Raw genomic sequence first — 17,230 nt, 5'->3', positions numbered from 1 at the left:
GCGGTTCAGTTGTGATTGTCGAAGTAGTGACGCACGCAGTCCTGCACGTGGCGAAAGCGGTCACCGCCAAGGTGTTTGCCACCATACCAGCGGGTGACGATGATGACGTGGTTGGTGAGCCCCTGGCGCTCAAGCATTCGCAGGATGACCATCCCTGCCCCGCTTTCGCCGTCATCATTCTTGATTGGCGCATCGTCAAGGATAGCCGCCCAGGTGTTGTGGGTGGCTTTGGCGAACTTCTTGGTGCGGCACAGGGTTTTGAGGGCGACCTGAATGTCATCGCGTGAAGAGACAGCCGCGCCAGAGACCGCGTATTTCGAGCCGCGGTCGGTCAAGATGTTGTCGAAGGTTTGTATGTGACCCTTCCCCAAGGCAGCTACACCTGTAGGCTATTAAGATCTTTTGACAACAAATGCCTGGCCGCTAGGAAGCTCGACAGGAAATTCGGGCCGGTCTGCGAAAAACTCATCGAAAGCTGCTTGTGCGCCAGGGTAATCCTGCGCACCGTAGTCGTCACATATTGCTATTCCGCCGGGGGAGACATTGCCCCAGAAGAATTCCAGGGTATCCAGCGTCGGTTGATACAAATCGACATCCACATGCAGCAACGCTACCTGACACTCCGCAATCTCGGAAAAGCGGTCAGGAATCCATCCTTCATAAACAACAATATTGTCGTAGGCATCGAAGCGCCCCATGACAGCGTCCATGTCACTTATCGCAAATTTTCGAGTGACTCCGTCGCGTTTCATGACGCCGACACCAATATCTTTGTCTGGAACCGCGTCAGATAGGCCTTCAAAACTATCAAAGACGTGGAAATTTCGACGACCGCCGTCAGCCTCGGCCATGAAAAGCGTCGATTTTCCAAATCGGACTCCGCATTCAACGACATCGCCGGAAATGCCATTCAAGCCGCGCAACAAGGATTGGAGAAAGAACAAACGCTGATCCGGAATCCCCGCTAACGATGAGTATTTTTGGTGAGCAATTTTAAAATAATCTCGTTCAAGCCACGCCGTTTGAATGGGCACCATACGTTGCCGCTGATTGCGCGACATGAAAGGCTTCAGGAGTCGGTCATGTTTCTTGTTGCCCTGTGGCATTTGATAGTCCCGCTTTCAATCTACTAGTTCTGGTGACCGCAAAATTGTCTAGAATTCAATTCAACCTTAGCCGAAGAGCCGGTCGCCTTGTTCGTCGATGATTTGTTTCGCTTTCAGGATAGCAATTTCGGCTGCTTTATCGGGAGAGTCCAAAACGTCGGCGCGGATGACCTGGTGGGTTTTGATTTCGCCGTCGATCTCTTTTTCGATGCGGGCGTTCAGGCGGTAGCCACCGGATTCTTTCATTGGCTCAGGGGTGATGGTGAAACCGTTGTGGGTTTCCGGCTTGGCCTCGGGGGTGGAAGATGCGCCGCCGCCGAAGAGTTTCTTTAGGATGGACATGGGGTGCTCCCGTGCGTTGGTTTTGGTGAGTGTAGTTGATGGGGGTGGCGGGGTGAAGGGTATGCAAGCGGGTCACGCAGGAAGAATGAGGCCCCGGATCAAGTCTGGGGCGGGTTTTAATGGATAAGTAGAGGCCCCGGATCAAGTCCGGGGCGGGAGGGCAAGGTTTTTTGGATGCGCGCTCCGGGTCAGGCCCAGGTTGGGTGGTTTTCCATTTTGGTCGCGCCCCGGACTTGATCCAGGGCCTCCGCCGTAGATTATCGGTTGTGATTCACAGTTTCTAAACCAATCCGCCAAAGCATTGCGGCATGACGCACTTTGTTTACATCATGGCCTCACGCCCCGGTGGTGCGCTTTACATTGGCAGAACGAATGGCCTTCGCCGGCGGCTTGAAGCTCAACGGGCCGGGCTTTCGGCGCATACCGCAAAATACAAAATCAAAACGCTGGTCTGGTTCGAGGCGCATGCAGACTTCGAGGCGTCTTTGCGTCGGGAACGGTCCATCAAACGATGGCGGCGGAGCTGGAAGGATCAGCTGATCATGGAGATGAACCCGGGTTGGCGGAACATTTCCGGGTTGGTGCCGGATGAGGATTAGGGGCGAGGCCCCGGATCAAGCCCGGGGCGGGTGAGTAAGTGTGAGAGGCATGGCGTTGGATTTGCGGGTTTTGGTTTCGACCATGGGATATACGTAGATGTATACGGTCAGATTGGTCAAAGGTGGGAATTGGCGGGGTGGAACCCCGCCCTACCCGCAGGCCCTCAAACTGGATTACCCTAGATCGTTGAAGCAACGCAGGGCGACGTATGATGCAGAAATTTGGAAGAAAGAGGATTTCTCTTAATACCTAAGGCGTAGTCTGCAGCATCAAATGTTGCGCTCCAAACTTCTGAGTTGGATGGTCCGTCCACATCATGGTCGTTCAGATAAGATACGAACAAAAGATGTGCTTTAACACCATGCCGATGAAAGAACCAAAGATGCGCCAATCGATTGGCATATTGAAAATAAAGCCTCGACCACAATTCAGGATTTACAGAGCCAAAACTGGGGGCAACCTCAACGAAAGCGCGCTCGATTTTTTCCCGGGACCTTCGCGACGCTTGAGTCGCAGGTGAAAAAAACTCACGCACATGCGCTTTTGCCTCAACCAGCACAGGCGCGCCATCTAACATGCCCAGAGCGTCCCATTGTGGTCCTCGCGCTGGCCAAAATTCTGCTAGATCGCTTGCCAAATGGCCCTGATTTACTCGCAAAAGAAATGAACGATCTCGGTATTCAGCCCAGTCATCATCAACCAGCGGCGAAACCTACCTGACGCCCTTGATCTCTTCCGGCAACCAATCATCTGCCCCGGATGCAACGGATTTCTGAATCCATTTCAGACTACCCTTAGTACCTTCAGGTTGGGCGACCCTCACTGATCCAAGAAACTCCGCAGCTTCCGGCTCCGGCTTGGATGCTTCAGCTTCCTGAGCGCCTTCGCCTCAATCTGCCTGATCCGCTCTCGCGTCACGCTGAACTGTTGGCCCACTTCCTCCAGCGTGTGGTCGGTGTTCATGCCGATGCCGAAGCGCATGCGCAGGACACGTTCTTCGCGGGGCGTGAGGGAGGCCAGGACGCGGGTTGTGGTTTCTTTCAGGTTTTCCTGAATGGCAGAATCCAGCGGCAGGATGGCGTTTTTGTCTTCGATGAAATCGCCCAACTGCGAGTCTTCTTCGTCGCCAATCGGGGTTTCCAGTGAAATCGGTTCCTTGGCGATTTTCATCACCTTGCGGACCTTTTCCAAAGGCATTTGCAGCTTTTCGGCCAGTTCTTCTGGCGTCGGCTCGCGGCCGATTTCGTGCAGCATCTGGCGACCGGTGCGGACCAGTTTGTTGATCGTCTCGATCATATGGACAGGGATGCGGATCGTGCGGGCCTGATCGGCAATGGAACGTGTGATCGCCTGACGGATCCACCAGGTGGCGTAGGTCGAGAATTTATAGCCGCGGCGGTATTCGAATTTGTCGACGGCCTTCATCAGGCCGATGTTGCCTTCTTGAATAAGATCAAGGAATTGCAGGCCGCGGTTGGTGTATTTCTTGGCGATCGAGATCACCAGACGCAGGTTCGCCTCGACCATTTCTTTCTTGGCCTGACGCGCTTCTTTTTCGCCCTTTTGCACCTGCTGGACGATGCGGCGGAATTCGGGGATATCGACGCCGACATATTGCCCTACCTGGGCCATTTCGCCGCGAAGTTCCTCGATCTTCGGGATCGAGCGGTCCATCAGGGTTTGCCAGCCACGCCCCGACTTTTCCCGCATGTCATCGAGCCAGTTCGGATCAAGCTCACGACCGCGATAAGCTTCGATGAATTCGCGACGGTTGATGCGGGCCTGGTCAGCGAGTTTCACCATATTCGAGTCAATGGACATAATGCGGCGGTTGATGCCGTAAAGCTGGTCAATCAGGGCTTCGATACGGTTGTTGTGGAGGTGGAGAGAGTTCACCAGTTCCACGATTTCCGAACGCAGTTTCTGATAGCCCTTCTCTTCTTTGGCGGAAAAGCTGTCGTCTTCGTTCAGGGTCGCGGACATGCGGTTATCCTGCATGTCGGACAGTTCCGTGTAATCGCGCGCGATCAGGTCGAGGGTTTCGAGGACGGCAGGTTTCAGCGCAGCTTCCATGGCGGCAAGCGACATGTTGGCGGCTTCGTCTTCATCGTCGTCGTCATCGGCCTGGATCGGATTGCCGTCAGCGTCGAGTTCCTGTTCCTCGGATTTCTTTTCAGCGGCGGGTGCCGCGGCAGCGCCGGCAGCACCGGGAACGACAGGTTGGACGACGGGGGTTTCATCCTCTTCCTCGCCCATTGTGTTGCCGAAGGTGGTTTCAAGGTCGATCACATCGCGCAAAAGGATGTCTTCGTTCAGAAGTTCGTCGCGCCAGATGGTGATCGCCTGGAATGTCAGCGGGCTTTCGCAAAGCCCGAGGATCATCGTGTTACGGCCAGCTTCAATCCGCTTGGCGATGGCGATCTCGCCTTCGCGGCTGAGGAGTTCGACCGAGCCCATTTCGCGCAGATACATGCGCACCGGGTCATCGGTGCGGTCCAGCTTTTCGGTTTCCGTGGTCGAGACGGCGACTTCGCGGGACGTCGAGGCGGTGACAACTTCGGTGGATGCCGGTTCGCCATCTTCTTCAGCGTCTTCGTCTTCAATGATATTGATGCCCATTTCTGAGAGCATCGACATCACGTCTTCGATCTGTTCGGAGGCAACCTGATCCGGCGGCAAAACGCGGTTCAGCTGATCGTAGGTGATGTAGCCCTTCTCGCGAGCATCGGCGATCATCTTTTTGACCGCTGTCTGGCTCATGTCGAGACCGCCGTCAGCTTCCTGATCGTCGGCTTTGCGTTCGTCTGTATTGTCCTTGGCAGCCATCCGGCACTCCCAACAATCTCATGTGATTCGGGTTTGGCGAATCATCTAGTGCGAATCAGAGAATCACAACCCGCCGTCCCGTGAATTCTTAGCGATCTACGCAGATTTGTTACGGTCGTCCACGGCGACCTTTGTCAAAAGTAATCTTGTCCAACATGGCATCAAGTTTTTGCTTTTCGTCGCGATTAATGCGTGCGCCATTGGGTCCGATTTCATAATCCGTCTTATCTTCGCGTCCCGAACGTTCTGCCCGGTTTCTGGCCTCGGCCGCCTGACCTAACCGCCATGTCAGCCCTTCATCCGCCAGCCCGGCCATGTCTTCGACCGCTTCCTGGATCTCGTGTTCTGCACCGCGCTTGGCCTGGATTTTAGCAAACGCCTCGGCCACCGATAATTCGGCAACGTCGGGTCGGGCCGTCTCCTGAACACCGGGTGCGATCTGCACATGGCGTGGCTGGAACAGTTTTTCAAGAGCCTCGGAGCCGCAAATTTCGGTTAATTTTTCGTAACTTGCACCGCCGGAGTGCAAGAGCGCCTGACGGACAGCCTCGTGTTCGGGCTGGGTCGAGTTGAGATGCTCCAGATCGGCGATGAACTGTTCGACCAAATGGCTATGGCGCACCAGCGTCGCGAGAATGACGGCCTCGCGCAGTTGATCTTCGAAAGCGGCTCCGGCGGCGGCGAGCGCGCTGGCCTTGGCTTCGACCGTCGGGGGCGGATTCCCTTTTTGGGAGCCGCGAAAACCGCCGCCAGGACGGAAGGCCCGCCCACCCTGCTGTGGGGCGTGACCATCAAACAGGCCGCGACGCAGTCGATTGATTTCTTCGCCGTAGTGACGGCGCAAGGAAGGATCGCGCAGTTTCAGGATTGATTCGCGCAATGCCCGGTCCAGTGCCGCTTTGCGCTCGGGCGAATCAAAAGATTTGCCTTCGGTTTCGCGTCGCCAGAGAAGTTGGACCATTGGCACGGCGTGATCCAGCTGTGCCTGCATGGCCGCTGCGCCCCCCGCGCGGACAAGGTCGTCGGGATCCATGCCTTCGGGCATGATGCAAAAGCGGAGCGACTTTCCGGCCTCTATCAAGGGCAGCGCCAGATCAACAACCCGCTGTGCGGCGCGGATGCCCGCGGTGTCACCATCAAGTGCGATGATGGGTTCGTCGTGCATTCGCCACAGGAGCTGTAGCTGGTCTTCTGTGACGGCAGTTCCGAGCGGGGCGACAGTGGCTTTGAACCCGGCTTCGGCCAATGCGATGACGTCCATATAGCCTTCGGCGACGATCAGAGGTTTGCCTTTGCCCGAACCCTCGCGGGCCGGGGCGTGGTTATAAAGGCTGCGGCCCTTGTCGAACAATTCAGTTTCGGGAGAGTTTAGGTATTTGGCGTTATCGTCGGGGTCCATCGCCCTGCCCCCAAAAGCAATGGCGCGCCCGCGCACGTCGCGGATGGGAAAGATGATACGATTGCGAAAGGTGTCGTAGGGTTTGCGGCCCTGATTGGAGGGCTTGGCAAGACCGCATGCCAATATCAGATCCTCGGGCACGCTTTTACCGGTCAGGTGATCCCACAGACCCTGCCAGGCGTCCGGAGCAAAGCCGATGTCCCAGCGAGCCTGAGCGGCATCATCAAGGCCCCTGCCCGCCAGATAATCGCGCGCCTCCGCAGCAGCGGAAGTTCTGAGTTGCAGGCGGAAGAATTGGACCGCTTGTTCCATCACGTCGATCAGTTGGGTGCGTCGGTCAGCTTTTTCCTGGGCTTTGGGATCGCGCGCGGGCATTTGCATGCCGGTTTCGCGGGCGATGATTTCGACGGCCTCCATAAACGAGACGTTGTCGGTTTCCTGCACAAATGAGACGACATCGCCTTTCTGGTGACAGCCGAAGCAATAGTAGAAGCCTTTTTGGTCATCTACATGAAAAGAAGCGCTTTTTTCCTGATGAAAGGGGCACGGCGCCCACATATCGCCCTTGCCCTGATTGGACTTGCGTGCATCCCATGTGACTTTGCGCCCGACCACCTGACTTAGCGAGGCGCGGGTTTTCAGTTCGTCCATAAATCCAGGGGGCAGACTCATGGGCCTGTTATCGAAAGAAAGCGGCCCGGAGTCTAGGGACAGCGGGCCGCTTTTTGGGTGGGTATTGTTGGTGGAGGTCAGCCGCGGAGAATATACTCCGGGATCTGGAAGGCAAAGGTGTCATCGTTCGGGCACCCTGACATGTCGGTCAGAGAAGTGCCGTCGATGTAGTCGCCCGAGATCACGGAACCGCCTTGAACACCGCTTGCCTGGGCTGACATATCAACCCGCTTTTGCGCAATGATCTGGCTGCCAAATATCTCAAAATTTGCTGGCATTTTCAAACCGCCGCTGAGGATCATTTGAACCGCATTGGCCGGATCGCAACCGTCGTCGACGCCCATGCGGAAGCCGTTGGTTCCGGTGATAGAATCGACATCCGTGCTGGTGTTGATCAGCACCATGTTTTCCAGCGCGCCGCCGTTTCTGAATGCGATCGGGCAGCTTGACTTGATGACAACATCACGGAAAACACCGTCGAAGCGTGCGGTGCTTCCGCCGCTGCAGGTAATCTCATACATCCCGCCTGACGGGAAGTTCGCCGGCACATAGTCACCACCGGAATAGCCGACAGGTGCGGTGTAGGTCGACGATGTCAGATAGTCGCGGTGGAAACGCGAGTCCGAGTTCGTGAGGTTGTTTACAATCAGGTCGGTATTGTCGAGGATCGCCAATGGCATGAAGTCCTCGCCGATTGCTTCCTCAAGTCCGGGATTTCCTGATGTATCGTCGCCTGGGACGGTCAAGTCAGACCTACCATTCTGCATGATCACCTTGGTGCCAAGTTCAAAATCATTGCTCTGGTTCAACTCTACGCCTGTGTCGGAGTAGATGCAGAAGTCATCAAGGAAATTGTTGTTTGACTGGGCATCAACAGTATTGCGGGCCATCCAGCCATCACCGGGGCAAGGGATACTGGACGTATAGACCGCCGTCGCGACGACGTCGAACGTCGGGATGCCGACGAATTGGAGCAAAAATGACGTCAGTGGGTTCGCGAGGTCGGACAAACGTGTCGTTTGGACATAAACCGCCAACCGGGAGTTTTCGTCGATGCTGAAAGTACGTGTCCCGACGTCGTAATTACCGAAGTGCACGTTGGTGCTTTGCAATATCGTTCCGTATGTGGACGACGGCATGTTAACGTCGGCGACTTCCAGCGCCTTGGTGCGTGCTGTGGCAGCCGAATTATGGTCGCGGGTCATAATGGCGGCATGGGCCGCTGCGTCGGCGGTGACCTGCAATTGGGTACGGGCCTGCACGAGGCTTGCCATGTCGATGGCGATACCGGCGAAGATGCACATCATTACAACGATGAAGACATTCAGCACCGAGATGCTGCCGTCTTCTCTGCGCGCAGAGTCGACTATAGTCTTGCGAAAGTCTGGATCGAGTATTCTCATTTTCAAAACTCCACTACACGCTGTGCTTCAACGCGGATCGTCAGATCTCCGATGGTGCCAAAAATACCCAGATTTCCGGCGAAATCCCCAGCGGGGACAGTGATGACAGTTGTAACGATGTAGTCGCTGACGGTCGTCGCTGCCTGAGTGCGGGGACTGAATTTACTCATGGCGAACTCGGCCCAAACTTCTGCGTCGCTGGTCGCAGCGAAGCGGCCCACGGAGTAGGCGCGGTTGGTTTCCTGCGCGACTTGCAGCGCGCGTGCCTGACCGTGGAATATAAGGGACAGCTCAGCGATAGCGAACATAAGAAGAAGGAAGAAAGGCACCCAAAGCACGGCTTCGACGGTGACCGCACCGTCATCCTTCCGGCGGAATCTACGCAGGATGCTTAACGGCGACAGGCGCTGTACTGCCTGGCGATCAGTGGGATTGGAAGTGGTTCCAAGGATCATGATTACACCTCCGACAAGTGATAGGCACCGACGGTGACTCTAAGACCCGGAAATGCGTTCAAGAAACCTACGATTGCCAAATCAGAAACCGGCATAGAAATGACGGTTGAAATGCCTCGCGTGCCGGAATCGATATTTGTGACAACAATGGCGTTAGGGCTGAAAGTCTGAACACGCGGGAATGCCTGCGCATACATTTCTGCAGCAGTATCGATATATCCGGTTGAAGCGTGGCGATTTGCATCCTGTGCGATACGCGTTGCCTGAGCCTGATGATAAAATATTAGAGATACATCAGCGATTGCCGCGATGAAGACTCCGAAGATCGGTACCCAGAGAACGGATTCAACGGTGAGACCACCGCCTTCGTCCTTGGTAAACTTCCGACCCGTTAAGTATTTAATTGCACGCCACATAGCACTCGCATACCCATATTTGCGCCCGTGTTGGGCGGTTTCCCGTTGGGTTTAGAGCTTAGAATTCCGGCGAAAATAGGGACGTATGCCGTTAATTATTACTGAATTATGTCAGCCACGTGGCAGATATCGTTCACTGGTCCCAGAAGTGAAACAATCGCCGGATGGACCGGCGATTGTAAGGTCTTGTTCAGATTTGACGAAAGATCAGAGACCTTTAGCCTTGTAGCTGGACGAAATGCGTTCGATCGCCACGATAAACGCGGCAGTGCGCAAATCGGAAACGTCATCGCGCTCGTGCCAGACTTTGCTCATCGCCTGGTAGGCCGCGCGCATAGTGTCATCGAGGCCCGAGCGCACCAATTCCAATTCGCCCGCGCCGCGCAGATACTTCTCTTTGAAGTTGCCGGTCATGGACCAGTTGTCGCCCAAGTGATCGCTCAAGCGTTCAAGCTCTTCCACGATCAGGTTATGGCGCGCCTCTTCCTGACGGCGCTGCATACGGCCAAAGCGGATGTGGCTGAGGTTCTTGACCCACTCGAAGTAGGACACGGTCACACCGCCAGCGTTGGCATACATGTCAGGAATGATCACCGTGCCTTTGTCGCGCAGGATCGCGTCGGCACCGGCTGTAACGGGGCCATTTGCAGCCTCGATGATCAGAGGTGCTTTGACGTTCTCGGCGTTGCCAAGATTGATCGTACCTTCCAAAGCAGCCGGGACAAGGATGTCGCAATCCTTTTCCAGAACGGACGAGCCGTCTTCGACGTAAGTGCCATCGGGATAGCCTTTCACGCCGCCGTGGGCGCGAATCCAGTGGCTGATCTTTTCGACATCGAGGCCGCCGTCATCAACTAAAGCGCCATCGCGTTCAATGATGCCGGTGATGATCGAGCCGTCTTCTTCGGCCAGGAACTTGGCAGCATGGTAGCCCACATTGCCGAGGCCCTGAACGATGACGCGTTTGCCTTCCAGCGTGCCCGTCAGGCCGGATACAGCCACATCTTCGGGGTGGCGGAAGAACTCCTGCAGCGCGTATTGCACCCCGCGACCCGTCGCCTCGACCCGACCCTGGATACCGCCCGCATGGGGTGGTTTACCGGTGACACAGGCCTTGGAGTTGATGTCGGTGGTGTTCATCCGCGCGTATTGGTCGGCGATCCAGGCCATCTCGCGTTCGCCGGTGCCCATGTCTGGGGCGGGAACGTTTTGCGAGGGGTGGATCAGGTCGCGCTTGGCCAACTCATAGGCAAAACGGCGGGTAATGCGTTCCAGTTCTTCTTCGTCGTATTCGCGCGGATCAATGCAGAGACCGCCCTTGGAGCCGCCGAAAGGCGTTTCCACCAGCGCGCATTTGTAGGTCATCAGTGCTGCGAGGGCTTCGACCTCGTCCTGATTAACGCCCAGCGAAAAGCGGATGCCGCCCTTTACGGGTTCCATATGTTCAGAGTGAACCGAACGGTATCCGGTGAAGGTTTTAATTTCGCCCCGAAGTTTTACTCCGAAACGCACGGTATAGGTCGAATTGCAGACCCGGATTTTATCTTCCAGCCCAGGTGGCAGGTCCATCAGTGCCGCAGCACGGTTGAACATAAGATCAACGCTTTCGCGAAATGATGGTTCTCGGGTCGCGGTTCCGTCCATATAACATTCTCCCCTAATATGTATCCGCCGCAAAATTTTACGTTACGGATTATTCATGAGCCTAACAGACCAAATAGATTTATCCAGACGTTGGCTGGCATTGGTATGTCGTACTGGTTTCAGCAAACCCCAAAAGCCGTGGGTGTTGCCCGAAGGTGTGCGACGCTCGGCAGACTGAATGCGACTGAAATCGTGTCCCATCCGACGTGAGCCTTTGGCGGCAATCGGATACCTCAGTCCCGGCTCCAGTCGGCGTGGTCAGGCAACAGCCCCTGTTCAAGCGCTGACAACACTTCGGCCATTGCTTTGGCTTGCCCACCTGACAGGACACCGCCAACACCCACATAGGTGCCAAACCGCCACCAAAGGCCGGGGCGCCAGGCGGCTTTTCGGCGTTGCTTAAGGCGCACCGTAAATCCGCTGGATGGTTTGAAGGCCAAGGCACCGCGTTCGATGTGTCGGATATTTTCGACGTCTGCCAATATTTCTCCGTCCGTAGTCCGCAGTTGGTGGCGCGTAAGTTCGATGCCGTGTGATGTTGCGCGCATAGTCGAATAGGTCATCCAGGCCGATCCCACCGACATGGCCAGAAGAAAGCCCTGTCCAAAGAGATTTGGTTGACTGATCAGCGTGAGGCGCAACAGAAGCACTGCGAAAATAGCAAATGCGGCGACCATGGCCCATCGCCGGAACGGTGAGGGCACGACTGTCATCAGGACCGGATTGGGTTCTTGCATTAACGGTGTTGCTTTCAGAAGTGCCAGTTGGCCGTTCATGCGGTGAATTCCGTCGCACGGCAAGTGGGGTGTGTTCGAGTGAATGGCTCGCAGATTTGAGCGATTGATAATGTGCACTTGCTCGACACAGCGAAAATCCCTTAGGTGGAGGCATGCGGTTTGCGGTTCTGGCATCAGTATTATTGGCCTTGGCAGGGTGTGGAAACTGGCCGGATCTCCCTGTTCCAGAGCAGAGCGGAAGCAATGTCGGCTGGCCGAAACTGGTGCCGGTTGGCCCCTTGCTGGAGCCGACAGATTCTAGTGGTGACGCTGAGGGGGAAACGGCTGAACTGCGGCTTGCCCGATTGAACGCGCGTGCGGCGCTTTTGCGTCGCCCAGTCACCGACATGGATGAATTTGAACGACTTCGGGGCCTCTTGGCGCAGTGATCGCATAGAGGGGCGTTGCCGAACCTTTCCCGACAGGATAACACCCAGCCGTCAATGAACGGAGCCAACTTAATGTCAGTGCCACTTCGCCTTGGAATTGCGGGTTTGGGAACAGTCAGCACGGGAGTCGTGAAGATCATGCAGCGTCACGCTGCGGTGATGGAAGCGCGCACTGGGCGGGCTGTTCAGATTTCGGCAGTTTCAGCGCGCAGCAAGGGCCGTGATCGTGGTGTCGATCTGAGCGGTTATGCCTGGGAGGACGACCCGGTTTCGCTGGCGACACGCGACGATGTTGATGTATTCGTGGAACTGATGGGCGGCGAGGATGGCCCTGCCAAGGCTGCGACCGAAGCCGCGATTGCTGCTGGAAAAGATGTTGTGACAGCCAACAAGGCGATGTTGGCGGTGCATGGGCAGACGCTTGCCGAGGCAGCCGAAGGACAGAACGCCTGTTTGCGTTTCGAGGCCGCAGTGGCTGGTGCGATACCGGTGATCAAAGTGCTGACGGAATCTCTGGCAGGGAACGAGATCACGCGCGTAATGGGCGTCATGAACGGCACCTGCAACTATATCCTGACGCGGATGCAATCGGCGGGTTTGGATTATCAGACGGTTTTTGCCGAAGCCAACGAGCTGGGGTATCTGGAGGCCGATCCGACGCTGGATGTGGGCGGGATTGATGCGGGTCACAAACTGGCGCTGCTGGCTTCTATTGCATATGGCACCAAGGTAGATTTTGCGGCGATGGAGATCGAAGGTATCGAGAACGTCACCATCGAAGACATCGAGCAGGCCGCCGATATGGGCTATCGGATCAAGTTGCTGGGCGTTGCTCAGATGACTGGACGCGGATTGGAGACACGGATGTCACCCTGTCTGGTCCCGGCAGCCTCGCCCCTGGGGCAATTGGAGAACGCTATGAATATGGTGGTTCTGGAAGGTGACAGTTCAGGGCAAATCGTGTTGCGCGGCGCGGGTGCCGGGGAAGGTCCGACGGCCAGCGCAGTGATGAGCGATGTGCTGGATTTGGCGCGTGGCATTCGCGTTTCGACGTTTGGCAAACCCGCCGCGGATCTTAAAGAGGCGCGCGCGGCCCGGTCTTCGGCCCCTGCCCCGTTCTACCTGCGCACTGAGCTAGTCGACAAACCGGGCGCGCTGGCCAAAATTGCCACCGTGCTGGCCGATGCAGGCATTTCGATCGACCGTATGCGCCAGTATGGTCATACGTCCACGACGGCCCCAGTGTTGATCGTGACCCACAAGGCGACACGCACGGCATTGGATGAAGCGATTGCAGCTATGGACGGCACAGGCGTTCTGGCCAGCGCGCCTGTTGCGATCCGGATTGAGGACGTTTGAAGACTTTCGTCTAAAAAACGAACCGCCAAACACCAGAGCTGAGAAGTTCACCGGCCAGCAATACCGCGACCAGCGCGTATAGCCACTTTGAAAGCGGGCGCCGCCACAGGATAATGGCGGCACCCAGGGACATTGTCGCTTCGATCGGGCCAACAATGCCGGCATGGGCCGCATTGTCCCAATAGCTAACGGGGCTTTCGAATGCCCAGTTCGAAACCGGCCAGAAATGCATGCGCGCGTCGTGAGTGTGCAGGGGGAAATCCAATGCCAGATGGAGTAAACCGCCCGCCGCGAAGGCAATTGCGAGGGGTGTTTTTTCCAAAGCGCCAATGCCAGGCCGATGCCCCAGAAGATAAAGCTGTTGTCGATGGCGAAGACCTGTTGCCAGGCATCCGAATAATACAGCTCGCGAAAGACAATCACGGGCGGAATGCCCAGAACCCAGATCGACACCGAAACCATCAGATAAAGAGAAAGATCCGGGGCGAATGACCCCAGGATGGCGGCCAGTGTCGTTCCACGTTGATGTCCGCGCCCGAAGGCCGCGCTGCCGATCAAAAGATGCGCTGGTGTGTTCACGCTTTGGGTTTAGTCGATCTGACGGACAGCCAGCGCCCGCTGAATTTCCTGACGAACCAGTTTGCGCACGTTTCTGGTGATGCGCTCGCCCAGATCGCCCTGCAACTGGTCGCGCAAAAGCTCGGAGACGATCTCGCGCAGTTCATCGGCTTCGATGTATTCCGCATCTTCGTCAATGTCGGCTTGCGGTTCGCCTGTCATTTCAACTGCGCTATCTTCCGCAACACCGTCGGCCAAATCGACTGGCGAGTCAGCGGGCTCGGCCATTTCGTTGGCAGCTTCGTCCTGCGCAGCCTCTTCGGCGATGTTGTTTGCGGTTTCCGCCACCGGCATTTCTGGCGCTTCATCTGCGATCAGATCGGATTCTGCTTCTAGCAAAGATGCATCTGCTTCGGCTGTTGCAGGTGAAACCTGCGCAGCGCGACCTTCGACCGCTGACGCCAACGAGGCTTCGAAAGCATCGTCGCCGATTACGGCATCTTCGACCATAGACGTGACGGCCGAGCTGAGGTTGTCTGCCAATTGGTCGATGCTGTCCGCTTCGAACAGTGACGCCGGTTCATCGCCAGCTGCATCCTGTAGTGGCACGGTTTCTGCTGCGCCTTCAAAGGGTTGGATGTCTTCTTCGGGTTCTTCCTCGGGATAGAGAACCAAGGGTTCGGCCTCGGCCGGTTGAGTCTGATCTTCTTCGGCGCCCGGAGTATCATCGTGGTGGCGGAAGGACACCGGCCCCTCGTCCGCCACTGCTGGTGCATCATCGTTTGCCGGGCCGGTTTCGATCAATGCGATCTGGCTTAGGCGCAGCGGGCGCTCATTTTCCGTCGATTCCTGATCGCGGTTGCGCGTGAATACCACCCGATCTGGACGGTGCTGGGCCTGATCTTCGCTGCCGTCCGGCTCCCAGTCTTCGGCGGAATTCGAAACGGCGGCTTCAAGCTCGGCAATGCGCACTTCCAACGATTTGCGTTGAGAATTATGCCCCATCTTGGGGTGCTGAACGCGAAGCTCTTCCGTCAGAACAAGGGCGCTTGGACCTTTAGGCAGAGGCGGACGCGTGTTGCGCGGAAGTTCAGCCGACACCAGACGTCTGACCGACGACAGCATATCTTCGACATCCTGGCCTGGTACTGGTTTTGACATGTAATCCGACTCTGCTTGCCCCAAGGGCGAGCGTAACCTCAGACGGGTTTGCGTTCAACCGGCTCGCGGCTACTCTTTGCCGAGAGCTTTCAACACCCGGTTCAATTGGTTGCTTTGCTTGGACAGCTGGCCGCGCGGCGCATCCTTGACCGAATTATAGTACGCCGCCGGATCATAGATCGGGACGTTCAATCCCAGGTGCTCGGCAGTCATTAGACCCATAGAATCAAGCACTTCGTAGATGGCGCTATAGCGATCAACTTCGGCGGTAATGCGGTTGGTGCGCGCATCCAGTAGTTCTTGCTCGCGATCGAGTACGTCAAGCGTCGTGCGCGCGCCAAGCTGGAATTCTTCGCGCACACCTTGCAGGGCCAGTTCGGCGGCCCGGACCTGACGATCGGAGGCATCGATTGACGCCACGGCAACAGCCAGATTGGCGTAGGCATTACCGACCTGCTGGTCGACCAGAAGGCCGGTTGTGTGCAGCATCGCGCGCACCTGATCACGCTGCGCCTGCGCCTGACGCTGGCGAGACGGCACGGCACCACCCTGATACAGCGGCCCCGACAAAGTCAGGCCAAGGCTGGTTGCATCATCGCCGTCATCATCAATGGACAAGCGGCCCGAAGCGTTGAGCGAAGGCTGCATGGAACGGGCGGCTTGCTGGACGAAAAGCTCGGCTGCCTTCACCTGGTGCTGGATTTGCGTCATCTGCGGGTTTTCGCCACGGGCAATGCCACGCGCGGCCTGTTCAGACGACGGAATAGACGGAACACGGGGTGGCGACGCCAAAACGCCGGGATAGCTGCCCACGACGGTGCGATATTGTTCGCGACTGCGGGCAAATCCACCCTGCTCAGCGGCAAGACCACTGCGCGCAGCTGCCAGTCGAGCCTCGGCAAGGGAGACATCGGTGCGGGTGACTTCGCCGACTTCGAACCGGTCGCGTGTGGCTCGCAATTGCTCGGTCAGAAGACGCACGTTGGCTTGGCGCAGCTCCACAAAAGCCGACGACCGCTGAACAGCCAGAAATGCGCGCACAGCGTTCAGAAGCGTGGAGTTTTCGACATCAACAAGCGCGGCGCGTGTGGCCAGAACGGTTTCCTTTGCCGCGTCGATTCCAATCTGAGATCGGCCGAAATCATAGAGAAGCATTTCTGCGTTCAGGGATAAATTTGCTGAGACTTCATCACCTTGCGAGGGGTTGTTATAGTTTGCCGATGCCGCCCAGGACAGAACCGGTCGCAATGCGGCAACGGCCTGTGCAACGTCTTCGTCGGCCGCGCGCAGAACGGCGCGGTTTTGCTCAATCAGCCCGCTGTTTTTATAGGTTGCTACCAGGGTGTCGGTCAGCGTTTCGCCCGAGGCAGCCGTTCCAGCGGCCAACGCCGATATCATGAGCGCCAGGCGCACGGTCTTAAGAAACGTCAAATTCATTCTCCCGAATTCAGGATCAAAGCGCGAAAGCGGCTTCTTTTTCAAATCCAGCCAAAAGCGGGCCATTGCCGTTGAATGCAAAACGCCAGGAGATGTTTCCGTCACGTTTGTAGCCAACCTTTACAACGCCCACGCTGCTTTCTTGGAATATCGCCAAGATGCGCCCGCCGTCTTTCAGTTGGGCGGACAGGGCCTCGGGCACTTGCTCGACGCCACCCTGCACCATGATCGCGTCGTAAGGGCCGTGTTTGGCGGCGCCGTTAACCAAGGGGCCGTGGACCACAGCCACGTTATCCGCTCCGGACTCGCCAAGTGCGTTTTCGGCGTCGGTGGCCAGAGACTCTTTATCTTCCACCGCAATCACCGCTTCGGCCAGATGGGCCAATACCGCTGAAGAGTATCCAAGCCCACAGGCAATATCCAAAACAATCTCATCTGGCTGAACGTCGACGGCTTCCAGCATTTTGGCCAATGTACGTGGATCCAACAGCACCCTTCCCTGCCCTATGGCAAGATTTTCACCCGCGTAGGCGGCTTCTTTCAGGCTGGTCGGCACGAAGAGCTCTCGCTGGATTTTCAGCATGGCTTCGATGATCGGAAACTTGGTCACATCAGAGGGTCGAACCTGAGTATCGACCATTGTTGTGCGTCGACGGGCAAAATCGCTCATGTACTAAACTCTTTCGT

Annotated in this window: 17 protein-coding genes and 1 pseudogene; 3 read left to right on the top strand and 15 right to left on the bottom strand. The window is 56.7% G+C overall.

The annotated features are described in order from the left end of the window. Window positions 1-5: 5 nt before the first annotated feature. The 3 genes from GKR98_03175 to GKR98_03165 all read right to left on the bottom strand — a co-directional run bounded on the left by GKR98_03175 (window position 6) and on the right by GKR98_03165 (window position 1,448). Window positions 6-356 carry a YigZ family protein gene (locus GKR98_03175; GenBank protein QMU59947.1) on the bottom strand — a complete coding sequence of 117 codons (351 nt, stop codon included), beginning with the start codon at window positions 354-356 and terminating at the stop codon, window positions 6-8. A gap of 36 nt (window positions 357-392) precedes the next feature. Beyond that, a complete protein-coding gene (locus GKR98_03170) occupies window positions 393-1,106 on the bottom strand; it encodes a methyltransferase (GenBank protein QMU57295.1) in 714 nt (237 codons plus the stop codon). A 66-nt stretch (window positions 1,107-1,172) separates the two neighbouring features. After that, window positions 1,173-1,448, bottom strand: a complete 276-nt coding sequence (locus GKR98_03165) for a hypothetical protein (protein QMU57294.1) — start codon at window positions 1,446-1,448, stop codon at window positions 1,173-1,175. Window positions 1,449-1,756: 308 nt separating this feature from the next. On the opposite strand from GKR98_03165, the gene GKR98_03160 reads away from it, so the two are divergent. Further along, entirely contained in the window at window positions 1,757-2,047 is a 291-nt protein-coding gene (locus tag GKR98_03160; protein ID QMU57293.1) for a GIY-YIG nuclease family protein, read from the top strand. A 179-nt stretch (window positions 2,048-2,226) separates the two neighbouring features. On the opposite strand, the gene GKR98_03155 is transcribed toward GKR98_03160, so the two are convergent. From GKR98_03155 to GKR98_03120, 8 genes are all read right to left on the bottom strand, one after another. Beyond that, the gene (locus GKR98_03155; protein ID QMU57292.1) at window positions 2,227-2,625 is read right to left on the bottom strand and encodes a hypothetical protein; all 399 of its coding nucleotides are present in this window, start codon (window positions 2,623-2,625) and stop codon (window positions 2,227-2,229) included. Between the two features lie 242 nt (window positions 2,626-2,867). Continuing rightward, a complete protein-coding gene (rpoD, locus tag GKR98_03150) occupies window positions 2,868-4,874 on the bottom strand; it encodes an RNA polymerase sigma factor RpoD (protein QMU57291.1) in 2,007 nt (668 codons plus the stop codon). A 109-nt stretch (window positions 4,875-4,983) separates the two neighbouring features. Then, the gene (locus GKR98_03145; protein ID QMU57290.1) at window positions 4,984-6,945 is read right to left on the bottom strand and encodes a DNA primase; all 1,962 of its coding nucleotides are present in this window, start codon (window positions 6,943-6,945) and stop codon (window positions 4,984-4,986) included. Between the two features lie 77 nt (window positions 6,946-7,022). Then, window positions 7,023-8,348, bottom strand: coding sequence for a hypothetical protein (locus GKR98_03140; GenBank protein ID QMU57289.1), 1,326 nt, complete (start codon window positions 8,346-8,348; stop codon window positions 7,023-7,025). A 2-nt stretch (window positions 8,349-8,350) separates the two neighbouring features. Further along, complete coding sequence (locus GKR98_03135; GenBank protein ID QMU57288.1) at window positions 8,351-8,803, bottom strand: hypothetical protein; 453 nt, start codon at window positions 8,801-8,803, stop codon at window positions 8,351-8,353. A gap of 2 nt (window positions 8,804-8,805) precedes the next feature. Next, a complete protein-coding gene (locus tag GKR98_03130) occupies window positions 8,806-9,219 on the bottom strand; it encodes a hypothetical protein (GenBank protein ID QMU57287.1) in 414 nt (137 codons plus the stop codon). 207 nt (window positions 9,220-9,426) lie between these two features. Next, window positions 9,427-10,863, bottom strand: a complete 1,437-nt coding sequence (locus GKR98_03125) for a glutamate dehydrogenase (GenBank protein QMU57286.1) — start codon at window positions 10,861-10,863, stop codon at window positions 9,427-9,429. 233 nt (window positions 10,864-11,096) lie between these two features. After that, on the bottom strand, window positions 11,097-11,639 hold the full coding sequence (locus tag GKR98_03120) for a hypothetical protein (protein ID QMU57285.1): 543 nt from the start codon (window positions 11,637-11,639) through the stop codon (window positions 11,097-11,099). Between the two features lie 113 nt (window positions 11,640-11,752). On the opposite strand from GKR98_03120, the gene GKR98_03115 reads away from it, so the two are divergent. Continuing rightward, on the top strand, window positions 11,753-12,028 hold the full coding sequence (locus GKR98_03115; protein ID QMU57284.1) for a hypothetical protein: 276 nt from the start codon (window positions 11,753-11,755) through the stop codon (window positions 12,026-12,028). Window positions 12,029-12,100: 72 nt separating this feature from the next. Beyond that, entirely contained in the window at window positions 12,101-13,387 is a 1,287-nt protein-coding gene (locus GKR98_03110; GenBank protein ID QMU57283.1) for a homoserine dehydrogenase, read from the top strand. A gap of 10 nt (window positions 13,388-13,397) precedes the next feature. On the opposite strand, the pseudogene GKR98_03105 reads toward GKR98_03110, so the two are convergent. The 4 genes and pseudogenes from GKR98_03105 to GKR98_03090 form a co-directional block, all read right to left on the bottom strand. Continuing rightward, window positions 13,398-13,966, bottom strand: a pseudogene (locus GKR98_03105) (cobalamin biosynthesis protein CobQ). 9 nt (window positions 13,967-13,975) lie between these two features. Next, window positions 13,976-15,106: a hypothetical protein gene (locus GKR98_03100; GenBank protein QMU57282.1), complete on the bottom strand. Its 1,131-nt coding sequence runs from the start codon at window positions 15,104-15,106 to the stop codon at window positions 13,976-13,978. Between the two features lie 69 nt (window positions 15,107-15,175). Next, a complete protein-coding gene (locus tag GKR98_03095; protein ID QMU59946.1) occupies window positions 15,176-16,504 on the bottom strand; it encodes a TolC family outer membrane protein in 1,329 nt (442 codons plus the stop codon). 55 nt (window positions 16,505-16,559) lie between these two features. Continuing rightward, complete coding sequence (locus GKR98_03090) at window positions 16,560-17,213, bottom strand: protein-L-isoaspartate O-methyltransferase (GenBank protein ID QMU57281.1); 654 nt, start codon at window positions 17,211-17,213, stop codon at window positions 16,560-16,562. Window positions 17,214-17,230: the final 17 nt, after the last annotated feature.

It is taken from the genome of Boseongicola sp., from assembly GCA_014075275.1.
Classification (GTDB): domain Bacteria; phylum Pseudomonadota; class Alphaproteobacteria; order Rhodobacterales; family Rhodobacteraceae.
The sequence above is the reverse complement of the archived record's forward strand: the minus strand, read 5'-3'. Positions and strand labels throughout refer to the sequence as shown.

What these genes read in the sequence shown, in the direction of transcription:
- GKR98_03170 (QMU57295.1), bottom strand. Translation starts at nt 1,106, where the DNA reads ATGCCACAGGGCAACAAGAAACATGACCGACTCCTGAAGCCTTTCATG.
- GKR98_03165 (QMU57294.1), bottom strand. Translation starts at nt 1,448, where the DNA reads ATGTCCATCCTAAAGAAACTCTTCGGCGGCGGCGCATCTTCCACCCCC.
- GKR98_03160 (QMU57293.1), top strand. Translation starts at nt 1,757, where the DNA reads ATGACGCACTTTGTTTACATCATGGCCTCACGCCCCGGTGGTGCGCTT.
- GKR98_03155 (QMU57292.1), bottom strand. Translation starts at nt 2,625, where the DNA reads ATGTTAGATGGCGCGCCTGTGCTGGTTGAGGCAAAAGCGCATGTGCGT.
- rpoD (QMU57291.1), bottom strand. Translation starts at nt 4,874, where the DNA reads ATGGCTGCCAAGGACAATACAGACGAACGCAAAGCCGACGATCAGGAA.
- GKR98_03145 (QMU57290.1), bottom strand. Translation starts at nt 6,945, where the DNA reads ATGAGTCTGCCCCCTGGATTTATGGACGAACTGAAAACCCGCGCCTCG.
- GKR98_03140 (QMU57289.1), bottom strand. Translation starts at nt 8,348, where the DNA reads ATGAGAATACTCGATCCAGACTTTCGCAAGACTATAGTCGACTCTGCG.
- GKR98_03135 (QMU57288.1), bottom strand. Translation starts at nt 8,803, where the DNA reads ATGATCCTTGGAACCACTTCCAATCCCACTGATCGCCAGGCAGTACAG.
- GKR98_03130 (QMU57287.1), bottom strand. Translation starts at nt 9,219, where the DNA reads ATGTGGCGTGCAATTAAATACTTAACGGGTCGGAAGTTTACCAAGGAC.
- GKR98_03125 (QMU57286.1), bottom strand. Translation starts at nt 10,863, where the DNA reads ATGGACGGAACCGCGACCCGAGAACCATCATTTCGCGAAAGCGTTGAT.
- GKR98_03120 (QMU57285.1), bottom strand. Translation starts at nt 11,639, where the DNA reads ATGAACGGCCAACTGGCACTTCTGAAAGCAACACCGTTAATGCAAGAA.
- GKR98_03115 (QMU57284.1), top strand. Translation starts at nt 11,753, where the DNA reads ATGCGGTTTGCGGTTCTGGCATCAGTATTATTGGCCTTGGCAGGGTGT.
- GKR98_03110 (QMU57283.1), top strand. Translation starts at nt 12,101, where the DNA reads ATGTCAGTGCCACTTCGCCTTGGAATTGCGGGTTTGGGAACAGTCAGC.
- GKR98_03100 (QMU57282.1), bottom strand. Translation starts at nt 15,106, where the DNA reads ATGTCAAAACCAGTACCAGGCCAGGATGTCGAAGATATGCTGTCGTCG.
- GKR98_03095 (QMU59946.1), bottom strand. Translation starts at nt 16,504, where the DNA reads ATGATATCGGCGTTGGCCGCTGGAACGGCTGCCTCGGGCGAAACGCTG.
- GKR98_03090 (QMU57281.1), bottom strand. Translation starts at nt 17,213, where the DNA reads ATGAGCGATTTTGCCCGTCGACGCACAACAATGGTCGATACTCAGGTT.